Genomic DNA, 16,487 nt, shown 5'->3' with positions numbered 1-16,487 from the left:
GATCAGCGGAGGGAAGGGTTATGCATAATATACAGCGCACGACCTACCGGCCACCCACAGCAATGCCTGTAAATTTTGCAACTTGCCTGCCAATGGCAGGCATCCCCTTAACTACGGAAGCCCTATGTGCGGGCTTTCCGATACACTGAAGGCAAATTCAGACCATTGAAAAGCAATTATAGACATAATCATGAAGACCCGGAGTCCATACCCATATAGTTTACTTCTGTTTTTTTTCTTCATAATCGCTGCGAACGCCCAAGTGATCTCCCCACCAAAGTGGGATATCTCCCTAGCGGACCCATTAGAAGAAGGTCAAGAAGAAGCTGAGCTGGTATTAAAGCTCTCGATACCTGCGGGATGGTACGTGTATACCAATGATTTTGACCCGGATCTGGGGCCCTTGCTGACAGTGCTCAAGCTGGATCAGGATGAAAACCTGAAACCCAAAGGTGATTTGTTGGCCGTCAACCACAAAACCAAATATGACGAGATCTGGGAAGGGGATGTCAACTATTTTGAAAAGGAGGGAGAATTTCGCCAGGCCTTGCAGGTAAGTGGCCCCGTAGCCCGCATCAGAGGAACCGTAGAATACCAAATGTGCTCTGACGTGACCAACCAATGTATCAGCTACGACGAAGATTTTGAGATTATCTTGAGTTCCGGACCGGAACCGTTCGTATCTGTCCAAGAAGAGGATCAGCGGAGTTCACTTTTGCCGGAGGACGAGGAGGAGAAGCAGTCTTTGCTGGGCTTCATGCTGGTCGCTTTTTTGGCGGGATTGGCTGCGTTGCTGACGCCCTGTGTGTTTCCCATGATTCCCATGACGGTAACCTTTTTTACCGGAAGGGGAAAATCGAAAATAGCCAGTATCCGCAACGCATTTATATACGGACTTTCCATTATTGGCATCTATACCATTGCCGGAACAGCCGTTGCGGCTGTTCAGGGGCCTGAATTCGCTAATTGGCTGAGTACCCATTGGATTCCAAACGTGTTCTTTACCTTGGTTTTTGTCTTTTTCGCATTCGCGTTTTTGGGAATGTTTGAGATTAACCTGCCTACCGGATTTGTAAATAAAATTGATGCAAAAGCAGACAAAGGTGGCATGATGGGTATCTTTTTTATGGCATTCACCTTGGTATTGGTTTCCTTTAGTTGTACGGGGCCGATCGTTGGATCCATTCTGATAAGCTCTGCGGGCGGCGAATTGGTCAAGCCCATAGCGGGCATGTTTGCTTTCTCGCTCGCATTTGCCCTCCCATTTACCCTGTTCGCCATCTTTCCGGAATGGCTGAATTCCCTGCCCAAATCCGGTGGATGGCTGAACTCTGTCAAGGTGGTTCTTGGCTTTTTGGAGCTTGCGCTTGCCATTAAGTTCCTGAGCATTGCCGATCAGGTCTACCATTGGGGTATATTGGACAGGGAAATTTACCTCGCCATCTGGATCGTGATTTTTACGCTCATGGGCTTGTACCTCCTTGGAAAACTGCGCCTGAAGCACGACACCCCCTTGGAGTACTTGGGGGTGCCACGTCTGATGCTCGCCATCGCCACCTTTGTGTTTGTAGTTTACCTGATTCCCGGGATGTGGGGTGCCCCGCTCAAAGCCTTAAGCGGCTACCTCCCCCCGATGTCTTCGCACGATTTTGATCTGGTGAGCTATGCCAGAGAGGGGGGAAAATCCGAAGCGAACACGCTGGACGAGGTGCCAAAATACGCGGATTTTCTACATTTCCCACATGGTATCCAAGGGTATTTTGATTATGATCAGGCCTTGGCAGCGGCCAAGCGGCAAAACAAACCGCTGTTTATCGACTTTACAGGGCATGGATGCGTAAACTGCCGGGAAATGGAGGCCAGGGTATGGTCTGATCCAGCGGTATTGAGGCGATTGAAAGAAGATTTTGTGGTGGTGGCCCTGTACATCGACGAACGGTATGAGCTACCGGAGTCCCAATGGTATACCTCCGGATATGATGGCAAAGTGAAAAAGACGATCGGCAAACAAAATGCCGACTTTCAGATCACCCGATTCAACAACAATGCCCAGCCCTACTACGTAATCCTCGGGCATGACGAAGCCCCTTTGGTCAAACCGAGGGCCTATGACACGTCAATTGCCCGCTTTATAGCCTTTCTGGATGAGGCGAAAGAGGCTTTTCTGAGCCGGTAAGAAATTCATGGCAGTTCCCTTCAAAACGGTGGCATTTTTTTTTGCCGCTAACGTTCCTTATGCCTATCATTGTAGGGTATGCGTATCGAATTGCCCTATTTACACGTCTCGGAAACAGGCCGGCATTTGGTCACCGCGGAACAACAGCCTTTTTTTTGGCTGGGAGATACCGCTTGGGAGCTTTTTCACCGACTGACCAAAGAGGAAATCATCCATTACCTGGAAGACCGGTCGACCAAGGGCTTCAACGTTATCCAAGCGGTAATCCTCGCCGAACTAGAGGGCCTGACCATAGCGAATGCCCATGGCGATCTGCCCCTGCATGAACTGGATCCGACCAAACCCAATGAACGCTACTTCGAGCTGGTCGATTTTGTATTGACTGAGGCTGCCCGGCGCCATATCTACATCGGCCTCCTTCCTACGTGGGGCGATAAATACAACAAAGCCTGGGGGGTAGGGCCGGAAATCTTCACAACGGAAAACGCCTTTCAGTATGGATCGTTTCTGGGCACCCGGTATAAAAGTGTTTCCAACATCGTATGGATTATGGGCGGAGACCGGCTTCCGGCCGATGCCGAGGACTACCAAATAGTATGCCGTATGGCTGAAGGCATCCGGGCGGGAGGCGCCGGGCAGTTGATGACCATGCATCCCAAGGGAGGGCATATCGCCAGCTTGGTGTACGGGCGAGAAAACTGGCTGCAAGTGGACATGTTCCAATCGCTGCACATGAAGGGATGCAAGGAGTACAGGTACGTACGAAAAGCCCAAAAATCCACTCCCATACGGCCCATCCTAAACGGCGAACCCGGATATGAGAACATTCCCAACTTTCTAAATAAGTGGCAAAAACAGCGCCTGAATGATTTTGACGTAAGACGGGCGGCCTACTGGAGTATGCTCAGCGGGGCCGCAGGGCATACCTATGGATGCAACGAAATCTGGCAAATGCACGCGGCCGGTCGCGAACCCCAGCATAAGGCAGACTGCTCTTGGGCAGAAGCCCTGCACCTTCCTGGGTCTACACAGATGGGCTACATGAGGCGGTTTTTCGAGAGAATTCCTTGGCAACGGTTACTTCCCGCCCAATCATTCATTGGTGGGATGAACTGGCCTACGGGAGGGTACAGGGTTGCCATGGTGGATCAGAAAGGACAGTTTGCCGTTGTTTATTCACCCGAAGGAAAACCCATCCGTGCAAGGCTTGATCGATTGAAATCCGAAAAACCCATAGCTTATTGGTTTGATCCGGCAGCGGGCACGTATCATTCCGCGGATACCATAAAGAGCAAGCGTAGCCAAACGTTTAGCCCTTCTTGGTCAAACGCCGAAAACAGGGACCGGATTTTACTGATCATGGACGAGAAACTGGCCGTGGACTGCGGCTTCTAAGGCACTTGGCGGATTGCGCTAATCAACTAGCGAAATAGGTGGAAAAGATGTGGATAACTCCCAAAAATGTCGTTTATGAATGCGGAATGAGAACCTTTTGCCTGCTCAGGTTGTGCCGAAGGCAGACAAAACCAACCGACGGGAACCACCGTGGTCCCTAAACTCCCCCAAGTAGATCCCCTGCCAGGTGCCCAGATTGAGCCGCCCTCCGGTAATGGGTAGTTGGACCGAACAGCCAAAAATACTGCTCTTTATATGCGCAGGCATGTCGTCAGGCCCTTCATAGGTGTGAATAAAGCGCGGATAGTCTTCCGGTACCAGGTCATCCGAAAAGCGGTTAAAGTCGCTGCGCACCGTTGGATCTGCGTTTTCGTTGACGGTCAGGCCCGCAGAGGTATGCTGCATGAATACCTGAAGCATCCCTTGGCGCAATTTTTTGATTTCCGGAAAGTTGTCCACAATCAGGCTCGTTATCAGGTGGAAACCTCTCGGATAAGCAGGTAGCCGAAGTTCACGTTGGTAAAATTCCATTGGCATGCGATGGTTTGAATTGCTGCGTGAAAGAATGCATTATCACAAAAATAAGTATCTTTAACGGTACGAACATGTTAAATCAAACGCAAAAACCCATGATCAGAAAAACGATGATTCTCGCATGCCTGTTGGTCCTTGGCTGGATCGCGCACCTTAGTCCGGTTCAGGCACAGGCAGTAGCCCCATTGACCTTGGCAGAGGCACAGAAGATTTCAGAGGCCGCAGAAGCCAGGGCCCGGCAGGACAATTGGAATGTTGTTATTGCGGTATTGGATGCGGGTGGTCATTTGATAGCCCTGCGAAGGATGGATGGTACCCAGATCGGCAGCGTTGACGTAGCCCAGAAAAAGGCTGAAACAGCGGTGAAATTCAAACGATCTACCAAGGTTTTTGAAGAGTCGGTAAAATCAGGAAACCTACATATCCTGGCATTGGGCGTCACCCCTGTAGAAGGCGGGCTGCCAATTCTTCGCGATGGACAGGTAATAGGGTCTATTGGTATCAGCGGTGTAACCTCCGTGCAGGACGGCATCATTGCCGCCGCAGGCATAGAAGCACTGTAGTTGACCCCTCCTGTATAGGGTACCGGGAAATGTCCCTTTCTCCCGGTACCCATTGGCAGACAAAAAAAGGCTGCCTTTCTTTCCACCCTTCCCGAAAGGTATGGCATGGGGGCCGGCACCCTATGCCACCGATCTATGATAAAAAATGGCTGAAATCACACATCTACCCTCCAAACTACCCTATGCAGGCACCACGATCTTTACCGTGATGTCCAAGCTGGCAACCGATGAAAACGCCTACAACCTTTCCCAAGGTTTTCCCAGCTTCAACTGCGCCCCTGAGCTTACCAATCTGGTGGCAGATTACATGCGCAGAGGTTTCAATCAGTATGCGCCGATGAGCGGTGTGCCAGCCCTAAAGGAACAGTTGGCCGAAAAGACGGCTAGCGTATATGGGGTGGATTACCATCCAGAAGATGAAGTGACGATCGTTTCCGGGGCTACCGAAGCCATCTTCTGTGCCGTGACCGCAGTGGTGCAGAGGGGAGACGAAGTCATTGTATTTGAACCCGCCTACGATAGCTACCGACCGGCCATTGACCTTAACGGAGGTATACCGGTGTATGTACGCCTGAGCGCGCCGGATTTTCGGATAGACTGGGAACAGGTGCGCGGAAAAATTACAGACAAAACCAAGGCGATTATGGTCAACACGCCCCATAATCCCGTTGGAACCGTATTTAGCAAGCAGGATCTGGGGCAATTGGCCAACCTGATACGGAATAGGGATATTTATGTTATCAGCGACGAAGTGTACGAACACATCGTTTTTGACGGGGAGAAACACCACTCCATGATGACCCATCCGGTATTGAAAGAGCGAAGCTTTGTTTGTGGCTCATTTGGCAAGACCTACCATGTCACCGGCTGGAAAATCGGATACTGCCTAGCACCCAAGCCCCTTACCGATGAATTCCGGCGGATACACCAGTTTATTACGTTCAGTACGCCCACACCGCTGCAGTATGCGCTGGCAGATTTTTTGAAAATTCCCGAGCACTACGAAACGCTGTCGGCCTTTTACCAGCGTAAAAGAGACCGGTTCAATGCAGCGATCGCAGCCTCCCGTTTCACCTTTACCCCTTCAAATGGAAGTTTTTTCCAGATCGTGTCTTACGAAAAAATCACCGATGAGCACGACTATGACCTAGCTGTACGCTTGACCAAGGAAATAAAAGTAGCTTCCATTCCGGTTTCGGTATTTTATCAGGACCGACAGGACGACAAACTGTTGCGCTTCTGCTTTGCAAAAGACGACGAAATCTTGGACAGGGCGGGCGAAATTCTTTGCAAGCTGTGAGTTTTGCGCTAAATTTAGGCTTCAAACATACAAACTTTAGGGGTGCCCAACTGCTGGGCTGAGATCATACCCTTTGAACCTGATGCGGGTCATACCGACGAAGGAAAAAGTGTTCCATACCCAAGCATGGGTAGCTCCTAAAGTTTTTTAACCTAACCAAAAGGAGCAAATGGAACAAGCACTCGAAAAACTAAGGCAAACCGCACCACTCGTGCAAAGCATCACGAATTACGTCGTGATGAATAATACCGCCAATGCGCTACTTGCAGTTGGCGCATCTCCGATTATGGCACACGCCCACAAGGAAGTGAGGGATATGGTGTCCATTGTACATGCCTTGGTCGTGAACATTGGTACGCTGGATGACTATTGGGTAGAAAGTATGGCGTTGGCAGCCCAACATGCCCTGGAACTGGGCAAACCCTGGGTACTGGATCCCGTGGGTGCCGGTGCCACCCCGTACAGAAACGAAGTACTAGGGCAGCTCATCGCCTTTAAACCAACCGTGATACGCGGAAACGCTTCTGAAATTCTATCCCTGGCCAACGTGGCCGTAGCGTCTAGGGGTGTAGACAGTGCGAACCGCTCAGAGGAAGCGGTGGATGCAGGCCGGCAATTGGCCACCCAGTTCGACACCGTGGTATGCATTTCGGGAGCGTCCGATTTTGTCATCGACCGCCACCGCACAGTCCGGATCGAAAACGGACACGAATGGATGCCAAGGGTAACCGGCATGGGCTGTACAGCATCGGTGATGATAGGAGCATTTTTGGGTGCCGAGGAAGATCCCTTTGAGGCTACTGTGAATGCTATGACCGTAATGGGTGTTGCCGGAGAACTTGCCGCCGAAAAATCCACTGGCCCCGGTTCCCTACAGTTGCATTTTTACGATGCCTTGTTTTCCCTGACTGACAAGCAATTGTTGGATAGGGCTAAGCTTACCCGCAATGAACCAACCTGAGTTTCCCTATCGGTTGTATCTAGTCACAGACCAAGAAGCATGTATGGGAAGAGACTTTTTCTGGGTACTGGAGGAAGCGCTTAAAGGAGGAGTACAACTGGTCCAACTGCGCGAGAAGTACCTAAGCAAAGATCTCTTTGTGGAAAAAGCCCTACGCGCCAAGGAGCTGTGCGAAACCTATGGCGTCCCATTAATTATCAACGATGCCGTCGATGTCGCGCACGCAGTAGGAGCTTTTGGACTGCATGTTGGCCAGCAGGACCTGCCCCTGTTGTTGGCAAAGGAGCAATTGGGACGATCAACCCCAATCGGACTCTCCCTGGATCATCGTGGTAACCTAAGCGATCCATCAGCGGCGGAGGCATGGTACTTTGGCGTAAGCCCCATCTTCCCTACCCCTACCAAACCCGACACCTACGGATCTTGGGGTTTGGATGGATTGCGATGGTTACGTGAGAAAACAGATAAACCATTGGTAGCCATTGGCAACATCAACACCGGCAATGCCTCGGATGTTATCGCCCAAGGAGCCGATTGCCTGGCCATCGTATCGGCTATATGTGGGGCGGCGAATCCTGGTATAACCGCCGAACGGTTTCTAAGGGAAATAGAAAACGGCTTAACATGCAGGTAGATTCACACAGTGTATGTAAGATTCTCCCGATTGTCGTGACAAGATGTGATCATTTAAAAATAGTGTTAAAGAAATGAAGAAAAAGTATAAATCCGTTCTGACCATCGCAGGATCTGACAGCGGAGGAGGTGCCGGTATACAGGCCGACCTAAAAACCATCTCTGCGCTGGGTTGTTATGCCACCTCGGTGATTACCGCCGTAACCGCTCAAAACACCCGGGGGGTTCGGGCCATTCATCCCATTCCACCGGTAATTGTGCAGGCCCAATTGGAAGCAGTGATGGAGGATATCGGGCCGGATGCCATTAAGATCGGGATGCTGGATCGTCCAGAGGTCGTTCGCGTCGTGGCCGACTGCCTACATGCCTACCCCAACATTCCAGTGGTATTGGATCCGGTGATGGTCGCAACTAGTGGTGACCGATTGATCGCCGAAGAAACGGTGTCAGCGCTTATCGAAATGCTTTTCCCCCGCGCCCAACTGATTACGCCAAACCTATACGAAGCGGAAATGCTGGTTCAGCGGCCTATTACCGAAAAGAACCAACTGCTGGATGCGGCCCTGGATATATTCGATCTGGGAGCCCAGGCCGTCCTGGTAAAAGGAGGACATCTACGGGGCGAGCTAGTGGCAGATCTGCTGCTTTGGGGCTACAAGGCCTATCGGATACTGGAAAAACCGTATATAAACACCCAGAACGGCCACGGTACCGGGTGTACACTCTCATCGGCTATTGCCGTAGAACTCGCAAAAGGCGCAGCCCTTGTAGATGCAGTCGCATCCGCTTCCGCCTATGTATGGGAGGCCTTGGACACCGGTAAGGATGTAGTCACCGGCAAGGGCAGTGGCCCACTCAACCATTTTCATTCACCCAAAAAATTGGAGATCTATGAACTGGACAACTAAAGTATGGGAAGAAGCCAGGCCGCTTTATGATAAAATCATTGCCATGCCCTTCAATCAAGAGTTGATGCATGGCACCCTGCCCTTACAAAAATTCACCTTTTACATGGCACAGGATGCGCTCTACTTGAAAGACTTCGGAAGAGCACTGGCCATTATTGGTGGGCGGCTCACCGATAGCGACCACATGCTGGCCTTCAGTGAATTTGCCACCGGTGCCATCGTGGTGGAGCGGGCATTGCATACCGGTTACTTCAAGCTGTTCGGTGTGAACGAGCAGGCAGTTACGCCCTCACCAACTTGTTTGCTGTACACCCACTTTCTATTGACCAAAGCGGCTGTAGCCAATGTGGAGGAGGCCGTGGCCGCGGTACTCCCCTGCTTCTGGATCTATCAGAAGGTTGGAGAGCATATTTACGCGCAGCAGCGAGCCGATCGGGAAAACCCTTACAAGGAATGGATTGATACCTATGCCGGAGAGGCCTTCTCCAAATCGGTCAATAGAGCCCTAGCCATTGCGGATAAACTGGCCGAGCATGCCGACCTTAAGACCGAACAAGCCATGACAGAGGCATTTATAACAGCCACCCGATTGGAGTGGATGTTTTGGGATGCTGCCTACCGACAGGAAAGTTGGCCAATCTAGCCTTTTGCATCCACCAAAGCCACTAAAAAACAAACCGCGAAACTGGGAGGTAGAGTAGATTTGATTAATTTTAGCTACACGAAAATTAACCAAATAGAAAATCATGTTGAAACTAGGATTTGTGAGTGCCATCATGCCGGACAGTTCGTTTGAAGAAGTGATGGCTTTTGCGTCTGAGCAGCAGTTCGGATGTGTGGAAATCATGTGTTGGCCAAAGGGAAAAGCAGAGAGGCGCTATGCGGGTGTTACCCATATCAACGTTGATGCGCTTGACCGGGAAGCCATCGCCCACATCCATGCAGTTCAACGTGACAAAAAGGTGTTTATTTCCGGATTGGGCTTTTACCCAAATCCGATGGATCCCGATGAAGAGAAAGCAGCGCAGGCAATCGACCATATAAAAAAGGTAATCAGTGCGGCCGCCTTATTGGGTATTCCGGTGGTGAACACCTTTGTAGGCAGAAACCCCTCCCGTAATATTCCCGATAACCTGGCACTCTTTGCAGAGCGTTTTCCTGATATAGTGGCGCATGCCGGCTCCTTGGGGATAAAAGTGGCAATCGAAAACTGCCCCATGCTCTTCACCAATGACGAGTGGCCCGGAGGAAAAAACCTGGCCATATCCCCCGCTGTATGGGACCAGATGTTTACCATCATTCCTGATGCCCATTTTGGTTTGAATTACGACCCTTCTCATTTGGTCTGGATGCAGATGGATCCCATCCGACCGATCTATGATTACAAGGACCGCCTACATCACATCCACCTAAAAGACGTAAAAGTATACAAGGAAAAATTGGATCGGGTAGGTATTTTGGCCAATCCCCTGGAGTACCATTCTCCAAAAATACCCGGACTGGGCGATGTAAACTGGGGTCGCTTCATCGCTGCACTGACCGATGTGGGCTATCGGGGCCCGTGCTGCATCGAGGTAGAAGACAAAGCTTTCGAAAAATCCTCCGAGGACATCCGTACAGCTATTTTGACCGCAAGAAACCATCTAAGCCAGTACATCCCATTAGGGTAGCTGCTTGAGGCTACATGCGTTCTAATGGGTACTCTGTTTGGCTGTCGATTAGGTACCGCTGCCTACCATCCCCAATCCAAAAAAAAGGGACTGCCGCTCAGGACAGTCCCTTTTGAATTTCTACGCTTTCGCTATTAGTTGAAAATATACCTGATACCCAGCTGACCTACCCATCGTGAACCGCCGATCGCGTCGTCAGAGATAGTCCACGGACTGTTGTCCCGTACCGGATCGAACGTAAACACAGGCTGTTCATTTTGAAGGTTCGCTTGGTTTGTAAGCCTCAGCACCTGGAAGGAGTTGTCAAAGTAACCTGAACTCCAGCTATACTGTCGTCCCCAGTTTTTGTTGATAAGATTCCCTACGTTGAAAACGTCAAAAGTAAGCTGCAGTACGTTCTCCTTTCCTCCGATATTAGTGAATATATCCTGAATGATTTTCACATCAAACTGATGGGTAAAGGGGTGTCTCGAACCGTTTCTTTCGGCGTATTGCCCCCTTCTCTCCCTTAGGTATTTCTGTGAATTGATGAAATCCTCAAACTCCTGAGCCTGCTGCGCTGCCGAAATTACCTGTCCTCCACGGTTATAGCCATCCAAGAAGCGGATTTCGCTGGCATCCAACGCATTTCTGGGGATGTAGATCAGGTCATTGTTTTGTCCACCGGAAACGTCCTCCCGATTTAGGTCACCGTTGTGCACGTAAGAAAACAATGCGCCCGACTGACCATTATAGAACATGGATACGGTGGTGGCAAACTTGCCGAGGTACTCCTTGCGGTAGGATGCTGAGCCCACTATCCTACTTCCTGTGTTGAAGGGTGAGTTGGCAACTTCCGCCTGATTGATTCCGTTGACGGTAGGCAGTGGCCTCCAGTTGCTGTGGTTTTGCGAGGAAGTGCCTGGAAACAAGTCCCTGGAATTGGTGAAGGTGTAGGCAAGGGATCCGTAAAAACCATTCTCAAAGGGTTTCTGAATCTGGAAAGTCCCTGACATCGCATGACCTGCATTAGTGTTGCTGATGTAGATTACCTCATCATAATTCCTCAAAATCTTCTTATCGTTGTTTGGATTAGGCCAAATGGCCCGGTTATCACCCGATCCGATCAGGTTCCCAGTGGATTCGATCTGGTTGATCTGGGTAAACTGGAACGTATGTAGATTCTTGGAATACATCAGGTCAACGGTCGCAATTAATCCCCACCAAGGCAATTTTTGATCTACCCCAAAGTTGGTCCGCCAGATCTGAGGAAGTTTGAAATTCCTATCTACCACCGTCATCCTTCCCCCTGGGCCTTGTCCACTTGGATTTGGCGTTTGGCTGAAGGGATCTGGATTGAAGGTGACAGTTGGAGGATCTGCGTTGTTTTGACCAATCTGATGGATATTTAACAGCACACCACTCTGTGTAAATGCACCGCTCATCCAAACAAACGGGAACCTACTGGTAAACACACCCGTTCCGCCTCGCAGCTGGGTTTCGCTTTTCCCATCCACATTATAGTTAAAACCGACCCTTGGACTGAACATGAAAGCTGGTTTGGGCAACCGGTCATTTTGTACACCAAATTGAGAGGCCAGAATACTGTTGTTAAAGTCGCTGTTTGTACGGGGATTATCCAAATAGACCGGTACATCCAATCTAACACCCGCAGTTAGGGAGAAATTCTCGTTTACCTGGATCTGATCCTGCCCATAAACTCCAAACTGCATGGCACCAAATTCAGCTCCTTCCCGAGGGTTGTCGGTGATGGAATACTGGTAAGAAAAACGGCTGGCACGTCCCTGCTCAAAAAAGTCCAAATTGGCAAACTGGTAGGTACCAAAGTTTTCACCTATGAAGGCGTTGTAGATATTATAGTACTCGTTGTGCGTACCCAAGGTAATGGTGTGTTTGCCTCGGTACAGCTCAAGGTTGTCGGTGATGGTGAGCACATCCTGGTTAAGCTGGTTGACGGTAGAGAATGCCTCTGTTCCGAAATTGATCGTCCTGGCAGACCCTATGTTGATCGTTCCCCTAGGGAATGGCTCTCCGGGTGCTGTACGCGGCTCGCGGATGTTTGTATAGCCGATAAGCAATTTATTGGATGCATTGTTAGATAGCCTGCTGCTAAGCTCCAATACCGACGAATGGGTTGGGCTGGATCGAAGGATGGCACCATTGGAGAAGGTAAGCACCCGCTGCCCACGGTTTAACTGCACCGCTTCTCCTTTGTTATAACTATGCCGGAGTGTCAGCTTGTTTCTATCGTCAATGTTGTAATCAAAACGGACAAACAACTTCTCGGAAGAGGAAGTAGAGAACTGATCTTCCCAAGAACCTGGATCATAGCCGTACTGATTTCTCAGAATACTAGCGACCCGCATGGCCTCAGCAGCGGTGATTTCCGAATCAGGCGTGCCAGGCATAAATCCCAATGGCGTCGTGTTATCGGTAATCTCACCGTTCAGGAAGAAGAATAGCTTATCCTTTATAATCGGGCCACCAATTCGAAAGCCGGTCTGACGATCGGAGAAATTGTTGAAACGGGTTCGCTCCTGGTTTGGATCATCCGTAGGCGTCAACCCGGCGAGATTTTGGTTTCTGAAATAATGGAACACAGAACCGGAAAATTCATTGGTTCCGGAACGGGTAACTGCGGAAACACCTCCGCCCGCAAAACCTCCCAAAGTCACGTCATAAGGCGCGATCTGTACTTGGAATGTCTCGATAGCGTCCAAAGAGATCGGAGAGGTTCCGGTTTGCCCACCATTGGTTCCGGAGGCTGCCAGTCCGAATACGTCGTTGCTCACCGCTCCGTCTATGGTCACCTGATTGAAGCGGTTGTTCATACCACCGATCGAAATGGCATCGCCCTTGATATCTGCCTGGGGGGTCATCCGCGTAAAATCGTTAAACCCTCGGCTTATCGTTGGCATGGTTTGAATTTGCTGATTGGAGATCGACGTCTCTGCCCCGGTACGGGTACCATCGATGATTTCTCCTCTCGCGGCACTGACTACAAACTCCTCCAGATCCGCTGCATCCGACAGCATCGCGATGTTCAAATTCAGCGTTTGGCCCAATGCCAGCGTAATGCCTTCGCGAACACTCGGCTCAAACCCGATAAAGGATACGGTCAGCGTATAAGGACCGCCTACCCGGACATTCGGAATCTGAAAGCGTCCATCCAAATTGGTTACCGCTCCGTACCTGGTTCCAGAGGGCGTGTGAACCGCCAACACATTGGCGCCCGGCAAGGTCTCTCCATCGGCGTCCACCACCCTTCCCGAGATACCGGAAGTGGTCACACCCTGCGCCATCAACTGTTCGGTGAAGACCACCAACAGTAGCAACGCAACTACATACTTCAGTAAATTTTGCTTCATTATGGTAATTGGTTTAAAACAGGAATTAATAACTGCAAACTCGCAACAAGGTTTTTTGGGCAGTACAAAGGTAGGGATCGAGGCGGGCAAATGTATTTTGAAATCATTACCATTTGCTCCCGCAGGGCAAAAGTAGTTAACATTCAGGTAAAACAGACTTGCAAAGGAAATATTTTTGTTGATGCCATTTTACGATCCAAACAAATGAATCATTGGATTTTTCTGAAAAAACTATTAAAAAAGCAACACCCTTAAATCAGCCTTTAGGATCTATTTTTGGTAAATTATCTTTTACGGCTAGAATATTGCCCGATGCCCCTTGTGCGGGGATTTTTATTTTTATCTTTAACGCCCACCAAGAACTGTAACCTGTATGTACCGAAAAGGAATCGCTTGGCTTTACTTGTTTCTTTTGGCCGCTGTCGCAGACATGGCATTTCTGACCCAGGGCGAATCGCAGTTGCGGTATTTTAGCAAGCCGCTGATCGTAACCGGCCTGTTGTTCTATTTTTTGACCAGTACCAAAAGTATAAAAGGAAGCATCCTTCGAAAAAGCGTGGCTGCCGGATTGGTCTTTTCAATAGCCGGAGATTCTCTTTTACTTTTTTCCAACCTGTTCCTTTACGGCTTGGGCGCCTTTCTGATGACGCATATTTGCTACATCATAGCGTTTAAACTAACCCAAAACCATGGATTTAATCCTCTAAAGGTGAATTTCGTACAAACCTTTCTGTTTAACCTGCCCATCTACATCGCCGCAGCCTTCGTATATTTTCTCATTCGGAAAAATCTACAGGATCTCCAAGTACCTGTGGTAATTTATATCATGGCGATCGTGATGATGACGACCATGGCGAGGGAGCGGTTCGGAAGAACAAACGCAGCCAGTTTTTGGCAGGTGTTTCTGGGCGCGGTGCTTTTTTTGGTCTCAGATTCCATCTTGGCGCTCAACCGGTTTTACCAGCCGATCGAAGATGCAGGTGTCTTGATCATGGGTACCTATACCATGGCGCAACTCCTGATAGTTATGGGAGTACGGAGCCACTTGATAGACCCTAAAAAAATAACCCCCGAAAAAACCGGGGGTTGACAAGCTGTTTTTTATCTGGAACCCTTCTTGAATGGCATGCATACAATGCGAACCCCGAGATCGGTTCCCTTCGAGGGTAACTCGCATCGGTATAGTCGGTCAAACAACCCAGTAGACAGGCACTCCTCTTAGGATTTTTTCAACGCCAGGGCAATGTTCAGTTCCTCCAATTGAGCAACCGCGATGGGGCTTGGCGAATCAATCATCACATCCCTGCCGGAATTGTTTTTGGGGAAGGCGATGTAATCCCGGATCGAATCACTACCTCCAAATATCGCGCAAAGTCTATCAAATCCGAAGGCAATCCCACCGTGGGGAGGTGCTCCGTATTCAAAGGCTTCCATCAAAAACCCAAACTGGGCCTTGGCCTCCTCCTCCGAAAAACCCAGGTGCCTAAACATCGTTTGCTGCACGGTGCGGTCGTGGATCCGAATGGAGCCGCCGCCAATTTCAACTCCATTGATTACCAAGTCATAGGCATTGGCTCGTACCGCTCCCGGATCGGTATCCAATAGGGCAAAATCCTCCTTCTTTGGGGAAGTAAATGGATGGTGCATGGCATGGAACCGCTTGGTCTCCTCATCCCATTCCAATAGGGGAAAATCCAGCACCCATAGCGGCTTGAATACCGTTCTATCTCGGAGGCCCAATTCCTCGCCCATTTTGAGACGCAATTCAGAGAGCTGCTTTCGGGTAGAAGGAGCCTCACCGGAAAGGATCAAAAGCAGATCACCTCCTTTGGCTCCCATACGGTCTGCCCAGACCTTTAGATCCTCCTGTCCATAAAATTTATCAACAGAAGACTTGAAGGTGCCATCTGCATTGCACTTTACATATACCAAGCCCTTAGCACCAATCTGTGGGCGTTTTACCCAATCGGTAAGCGCATCGATTTGCTTTCTCGTATACTCACCTGCACCCTGCGCACAAAAGCCAACGATCAGCTCCGCCTGATCAAAGATCGGGAAGCCTTTTCCTTGCGCCAAGTCGTTCAACTCGGCAAACTTCATATCAAACCGAAGATCCGGTTTGTCATTGCCATAAAATCTCATGGCATCGGCATAGGTCATTCGCGCCACTTCACCAAGCTCTAATCCTTTGACGCTGGCAAAGAGATGCTTAATCAGGCCCTCAAAAGTATTGAGAATATCTTCCTGCTCTACAAAAGCCATCTCACAGTCGATCTGCGTGAATTCCGGCTGCCTGTCGGCCCGAAGATCCTCGTCTCGAAAACACTTTACAATCTGGAAATACCGGTCAAAGCCACTCACCATCAGCAATTGCTTAAAGGTTTGTGGAGACTGGGGAAGTGCATAAAATTCACCCGGATTGATCCTGCTGGGCACCACGAAGTCCCTGGCACCCTCGGGAGTGGATTTGATAAGAACCGGAGTTTCCACTTCGATGAAGTGCTGGGCATCCATAAACTTACGGGTCTCCTGCATCATGCGGTGCCGGAGTTGCAGCTTTTCACGGACCACATTTCTGCGCAAATCGAGGTACCTGTATTTCATCCGAAGATCGTCCCCGCCGTCTGTTTCATCCTCAATGATAAAGGGAGGCACCTTGGCCGGATTTAGGACGTTCAGCTCACTGGGTCTCACCTCAATTTCACCGGTTGGGATTTTATCGTTTTTGGAGGCACGCTCGATTACGGTTCCCTTTGCCTGCACTACAAATTCCCTACCCAAGGATGCAGCTTTCTCCAGTAAGGCGGTATGCCCCGATCCCTCTTCAAAGATCAACTGGGTAATGCCATATCGGTCTCGAAGATCCACCCAGATCAGGCCTCCTTTGTTTCGTACCCGCTGCACCCAGCCAGCTAAAACAACTTCTCTGTTGATGTCTGAAATCCGTAATTCTCCGCAAGTATGTGTCCTTAACATTTC

Annotated in this window: 14 protein-coding genes and 1 riboswitch; of the genes, 11 read left to right on the top strand and 3 right to left on the bottom strand. The window is 49.9% G+C overall.

Features of this window, described 5'->3' with window-relative positions; translation table 11 throughout:
- Positions 1–190: 190 nt before the first annotated feature.
- Positions 191–2,176: a protein-disulfide reductase DsbD family protein gene (locus tag ADIS_RS19505; protein ID WP_035807078.1), complete on the top strand. Its 1,986-nt coding sequence runs from the start codon at positions 191–193 to the stop codon at positions 2,174–2,176.
- 78 nt (positions 2,177–2,254) lie between these two features.
- A complete protein-coding gene (locus tag ADIS_RS19500) occupies positions 2,255–3,571 on the top strand; it encodes an apiosidase-like domain-containing protein (RefSeq protein ID WP_081634990.1) in 1,317 nt (438 codons plus the stop codon).
- A gap of 105 nt (positions 3,572–3,676) precedes the next feature.
- On the opposite strand, the gene ADIS_RS19495 is transcribed toward ADIS_RS19500, so the two are convergent.
- Positions 3,677–4,102: a secondary thiamine-phosphate synthase enzyme YjbQ gene (locus ADIS_RS19495; RefSeq protein ID WP_010856422.1), complete on the bottom strand. Its 426-nt coding sequence runs from the start codon at positions 4,100–4,102 to the stop codon at positions 3,677–3,679.
- Between the two features lie 98 nt (positions 4,103–4,200).
- On the opposite strand from ADIS_RS19495, the gene ADIS_RS19490 reads away from it, so the two are divergent.
- The 7 genes from ADIS_RS19490 (at position 4,201) to ADIS_RS19460 (ending at position 10,140) form a co-directional block, all read left to right on the top strand.
- Positions 4,201–4,668 carry a GlcG/HbpS family heme-binding protein gene (locus ADIS_RS19490; RefSeq protein ID WP_010856421.1) on the top strand — a complete coding sequence of 156 codons (468 nt, stop codon included), beginning with the start codon at positions 4,201–4,203 and terminating at the stop codon, positions 4,666–4,668.
- A 145-nt stretch (positions 4,669–4,813) separates the two neighbouring features.
- Positions 4,814–5,968 carry a methionine aminotransferase gene (locus ADIS_RS19485; RefSeq protein ID WP_010856420.1) on the top strand — a complete coding sequence of 385 codons (1,155 nt, stop codon included), beginning with the start codon at positions 4,814–4,816 and terminating at the stop codon, positions 5,966–5,968.
- A gap of 28 nt (positions 5,969–5,996) precedes the next feature.
- Positions 5,997–6,091, top strand: a riboswitch (TPP riboswitch).
- A gap of 46 nt (positions 6,092–6,137) precedes the next feature.
- Positions 6,138–6,929, top strand: a complete 792-nt coding sequence (gene thiM / locus ADIS_RS19480) for a hydroxyethylthiazole kinase (RefSeq protein WP_010856419.1) — start codon at positions 6,138–6,140, stop codon at positions 6,927–6,929.
- Positions 6,916–7,563 (top strand): thiamine phosphate synthase, encoded by a 648-nt coding sequence (thiE, locus tag ADIS_RS19475; RefSeq protein WP_035807076.1) that lies wholly within the window; start codon positions 6,916–6,918, stop codon positions 7,561–7,563. The genes thiM and thiE overlap by 14 nt, the downstream gene beginning before the upstream one ends.
- A gap of 73 nt (positions 7,564–7,636) precedes the next feature.
- On the top strand, positions 7,637–8,470 hold the full coding sequence (gene thiD / locus ADIS_RS19470) for a bifunctional hydroxymethylpyrimidine kinase/phosphomethylpyrimidine kinase (protein ID WP_010856417.1): 834 nt from the start codon (positions 7,637–7,639) through the stop codon (positions 8,468–8,470).
- Complete coding sequence (gene tenA, locus ADIS_RS19465; protein WP_010856416.1) at positions 8,454–9,113, top strand: thiaminase II; 660 nt, start codon at positions 8,454–8,456, stop codon at positions 9,111–9,113. The genes thiD and tenA overlap by 17 nt, the downstream gene beginning before the upstream one ends.
- A gap of 103 nt (positions 9,114–9,216) precedes the next feature.
- Complete coding sequence (locus ADIS_RS19460) at positions 9,217–10,140, top strand: sugar phosphate isomerase/epimerase family protein (protein ID WP_010856415.1); 924 nt, start codon at positions 9,217–9,219, stop codon at positions 10,138–10,140.
- A gap of 134 nt (positions 10,141–10,274) precedes the next feature.
- Here ADIS_RS19460 and ADIS_RS19455 read toward each other — a convergent pair whose 3' ends face one another.
- The gene (locus tag ADIS_RS19455; RefSeq protein WP_010856413.1) at positions 10,275–13,508 is read right to left on the bottom strand and encodes a TonB-dependent receptor; all 3,234 of its coding nucleotides are present in this window, start codon (positions 13,506–13,508) and stop codon (positions 10,275–10,277) included.
- 212 nt (positions 13,509–13,720) lie between these two features.
- Between ADIS_RS19455 and ADIS_RS23040 the strand changes: the two genes are divergently transcribed.
- Together ADIS_RS23040 and ADIS_RS19445 are read left to right on the top strand one after the other, a co-directional pair.
- Positions 13,721–13,876 (top strand): hypothetical protein, encoded by a 156-nt coding sequence (locus tag ADIS_RS23040; protein ID WP_010856411.1) that lies wholly within the window; start codon positions 13,721–13,723, stop codon positions 13,874–13,876.
- Between the two features lie 5 nt (positions 13,877–13,881).
- Complete coding sequence (locus ADIS_RS19445) at positions 13,882–14,598, top strand: lysoplasmalogenase (RefSeq protein WP_010856410.1); 717 nt, start codon at positions 13,882–13,884, stop codon at positions 14,596–14,598.
- A gap of 128 nt (positions 14,599–14,726) precedes the next feature.
- Here the strand turns inward: ADIS_RS19445 and aspS are convergent, their stop codons facing one another.
- Positions 14,727–16,484: an aspartate--tRNA ligase gene (gene aspS, locus ADIS_RS19440; protein ID WP_010856409.1), complete on the bottom strand. Its 1,758-nt coding sequence runs from the start codon at positions 16,482–16,484 to the stop codon at positions 14,727–14,729.
- Between the last annotated feature and the right edge of the window lie 3 nt (positions 16,485–16,487).

This window comes from Lunatimonas lonarensis, assembly GCF_000390185.1.
GTDB classification, from domain to species: Bacteria; Bacteroidota; Bacteroidia; order Cytophagales; family Cyclobacteriaceae; genus Lunatimonas; species Lunatimonas lonarensis.
Note: the sequence above shows the minus strand (reverse complement) of the source record. Positions and strands in the feature narration are given on the sequence as shown.

What these genes read in the sequence shown, in the direction of transcription:
- ADIS_RS19505 (WP_035807078.1), top strand. Translation starts at nt 191, where the DNA reads ATGAAGACCCGGAGTCCATACCCATATAGTTTACTTCTGTTTTTTTTC.
- ADIS_RS19500 (WP_081634990.1), top strand. Translation starts at nt 2,255, where the DNA reads ATGCGTATCGAATTGCCCTATTTACACGTCTCGGAAACAGGCCGGCAT.
- ADIS_RS19495 (WP_010856422.1), bottom strand. Translation starts at nt 4,102, where the DNA reads ATGGAATTTTACCAACGTGAACTTCGGCTACCTGCTTATCCGAGAGGT.
- ADIS_RS19490 (WP_010856421.1), top strand. Translation starts at nt 4,201, where the DNA reads ATGATCAGAAAAACGATGATTCTCGCATGCCTGTTGGTCCTTGGCTGG.
- ADIS_RS19485 (WP_010856420.1), top strand. Translation starts at nt 4,814, where the DNA reads ATGGCTGAAATCACACATCTACCCTCCAAACTACCCTATGCAGGCACC.
- thiM (WP_010856419.1), top strand. Translation starts at nt 6,138, where the DNA reads ATGGAACAAGCACTCGAAAAACTAAGGCAAACCGCACCACTCGTGCAA.
- thiE (WP_035807076.1), top strand. Translation starts at nt 6,916, where the DNA reads ATGAACCAACCTGAGTTTCCCTATCGGTTGTATCTAGTCACAGACCAA.
- thiD (WP_010856417.1), top strand. Translation starts at nt 7,637, where the DNA reads ATGAAGAAAAAGTATAAATCCGTTCTGACCATCGCAGGATCTGACAGC.
- tenA (WP_010856416.1), top strand. Translation starts at nt 8,454, where the DNA reads ATGAACTGGACAACTAAAGTATGGGAAGAAGCCAGGCCGCTTTATGAT.
- ADIS_RS19460 (WP_010856415.1), top strand. Translation starts at nt 9,217, where the DNA reads ATGTTGAAACTAGGATTTGTGAGTGCCATCATGCCGGACAGTTCGTTT.
- ADIS_RS19455 (WP_010856413.1), bottom strand. Translation starts at nt 13,508, where the DNA reads ATGAAGCAAAATTTACTGAAGTATGTAGTTGCGTTGCTACTGTTGGTG.
- ADIS_RS19445 (WP_010856410.1), top strand. Translation starts at nt 13,882, where the DNA reads ATGTACCGAAAAGGAATCGCTTGGCTTTACTTGTTTCTTTTGGCCGCT.
- aspS (WP_010856409.1), bottom strand. Translation starts at nt 16,484, where the DNA reads ATGTTAAGGACACATACTTGCGGAGAATTACGGATTTCAGACATCAAC.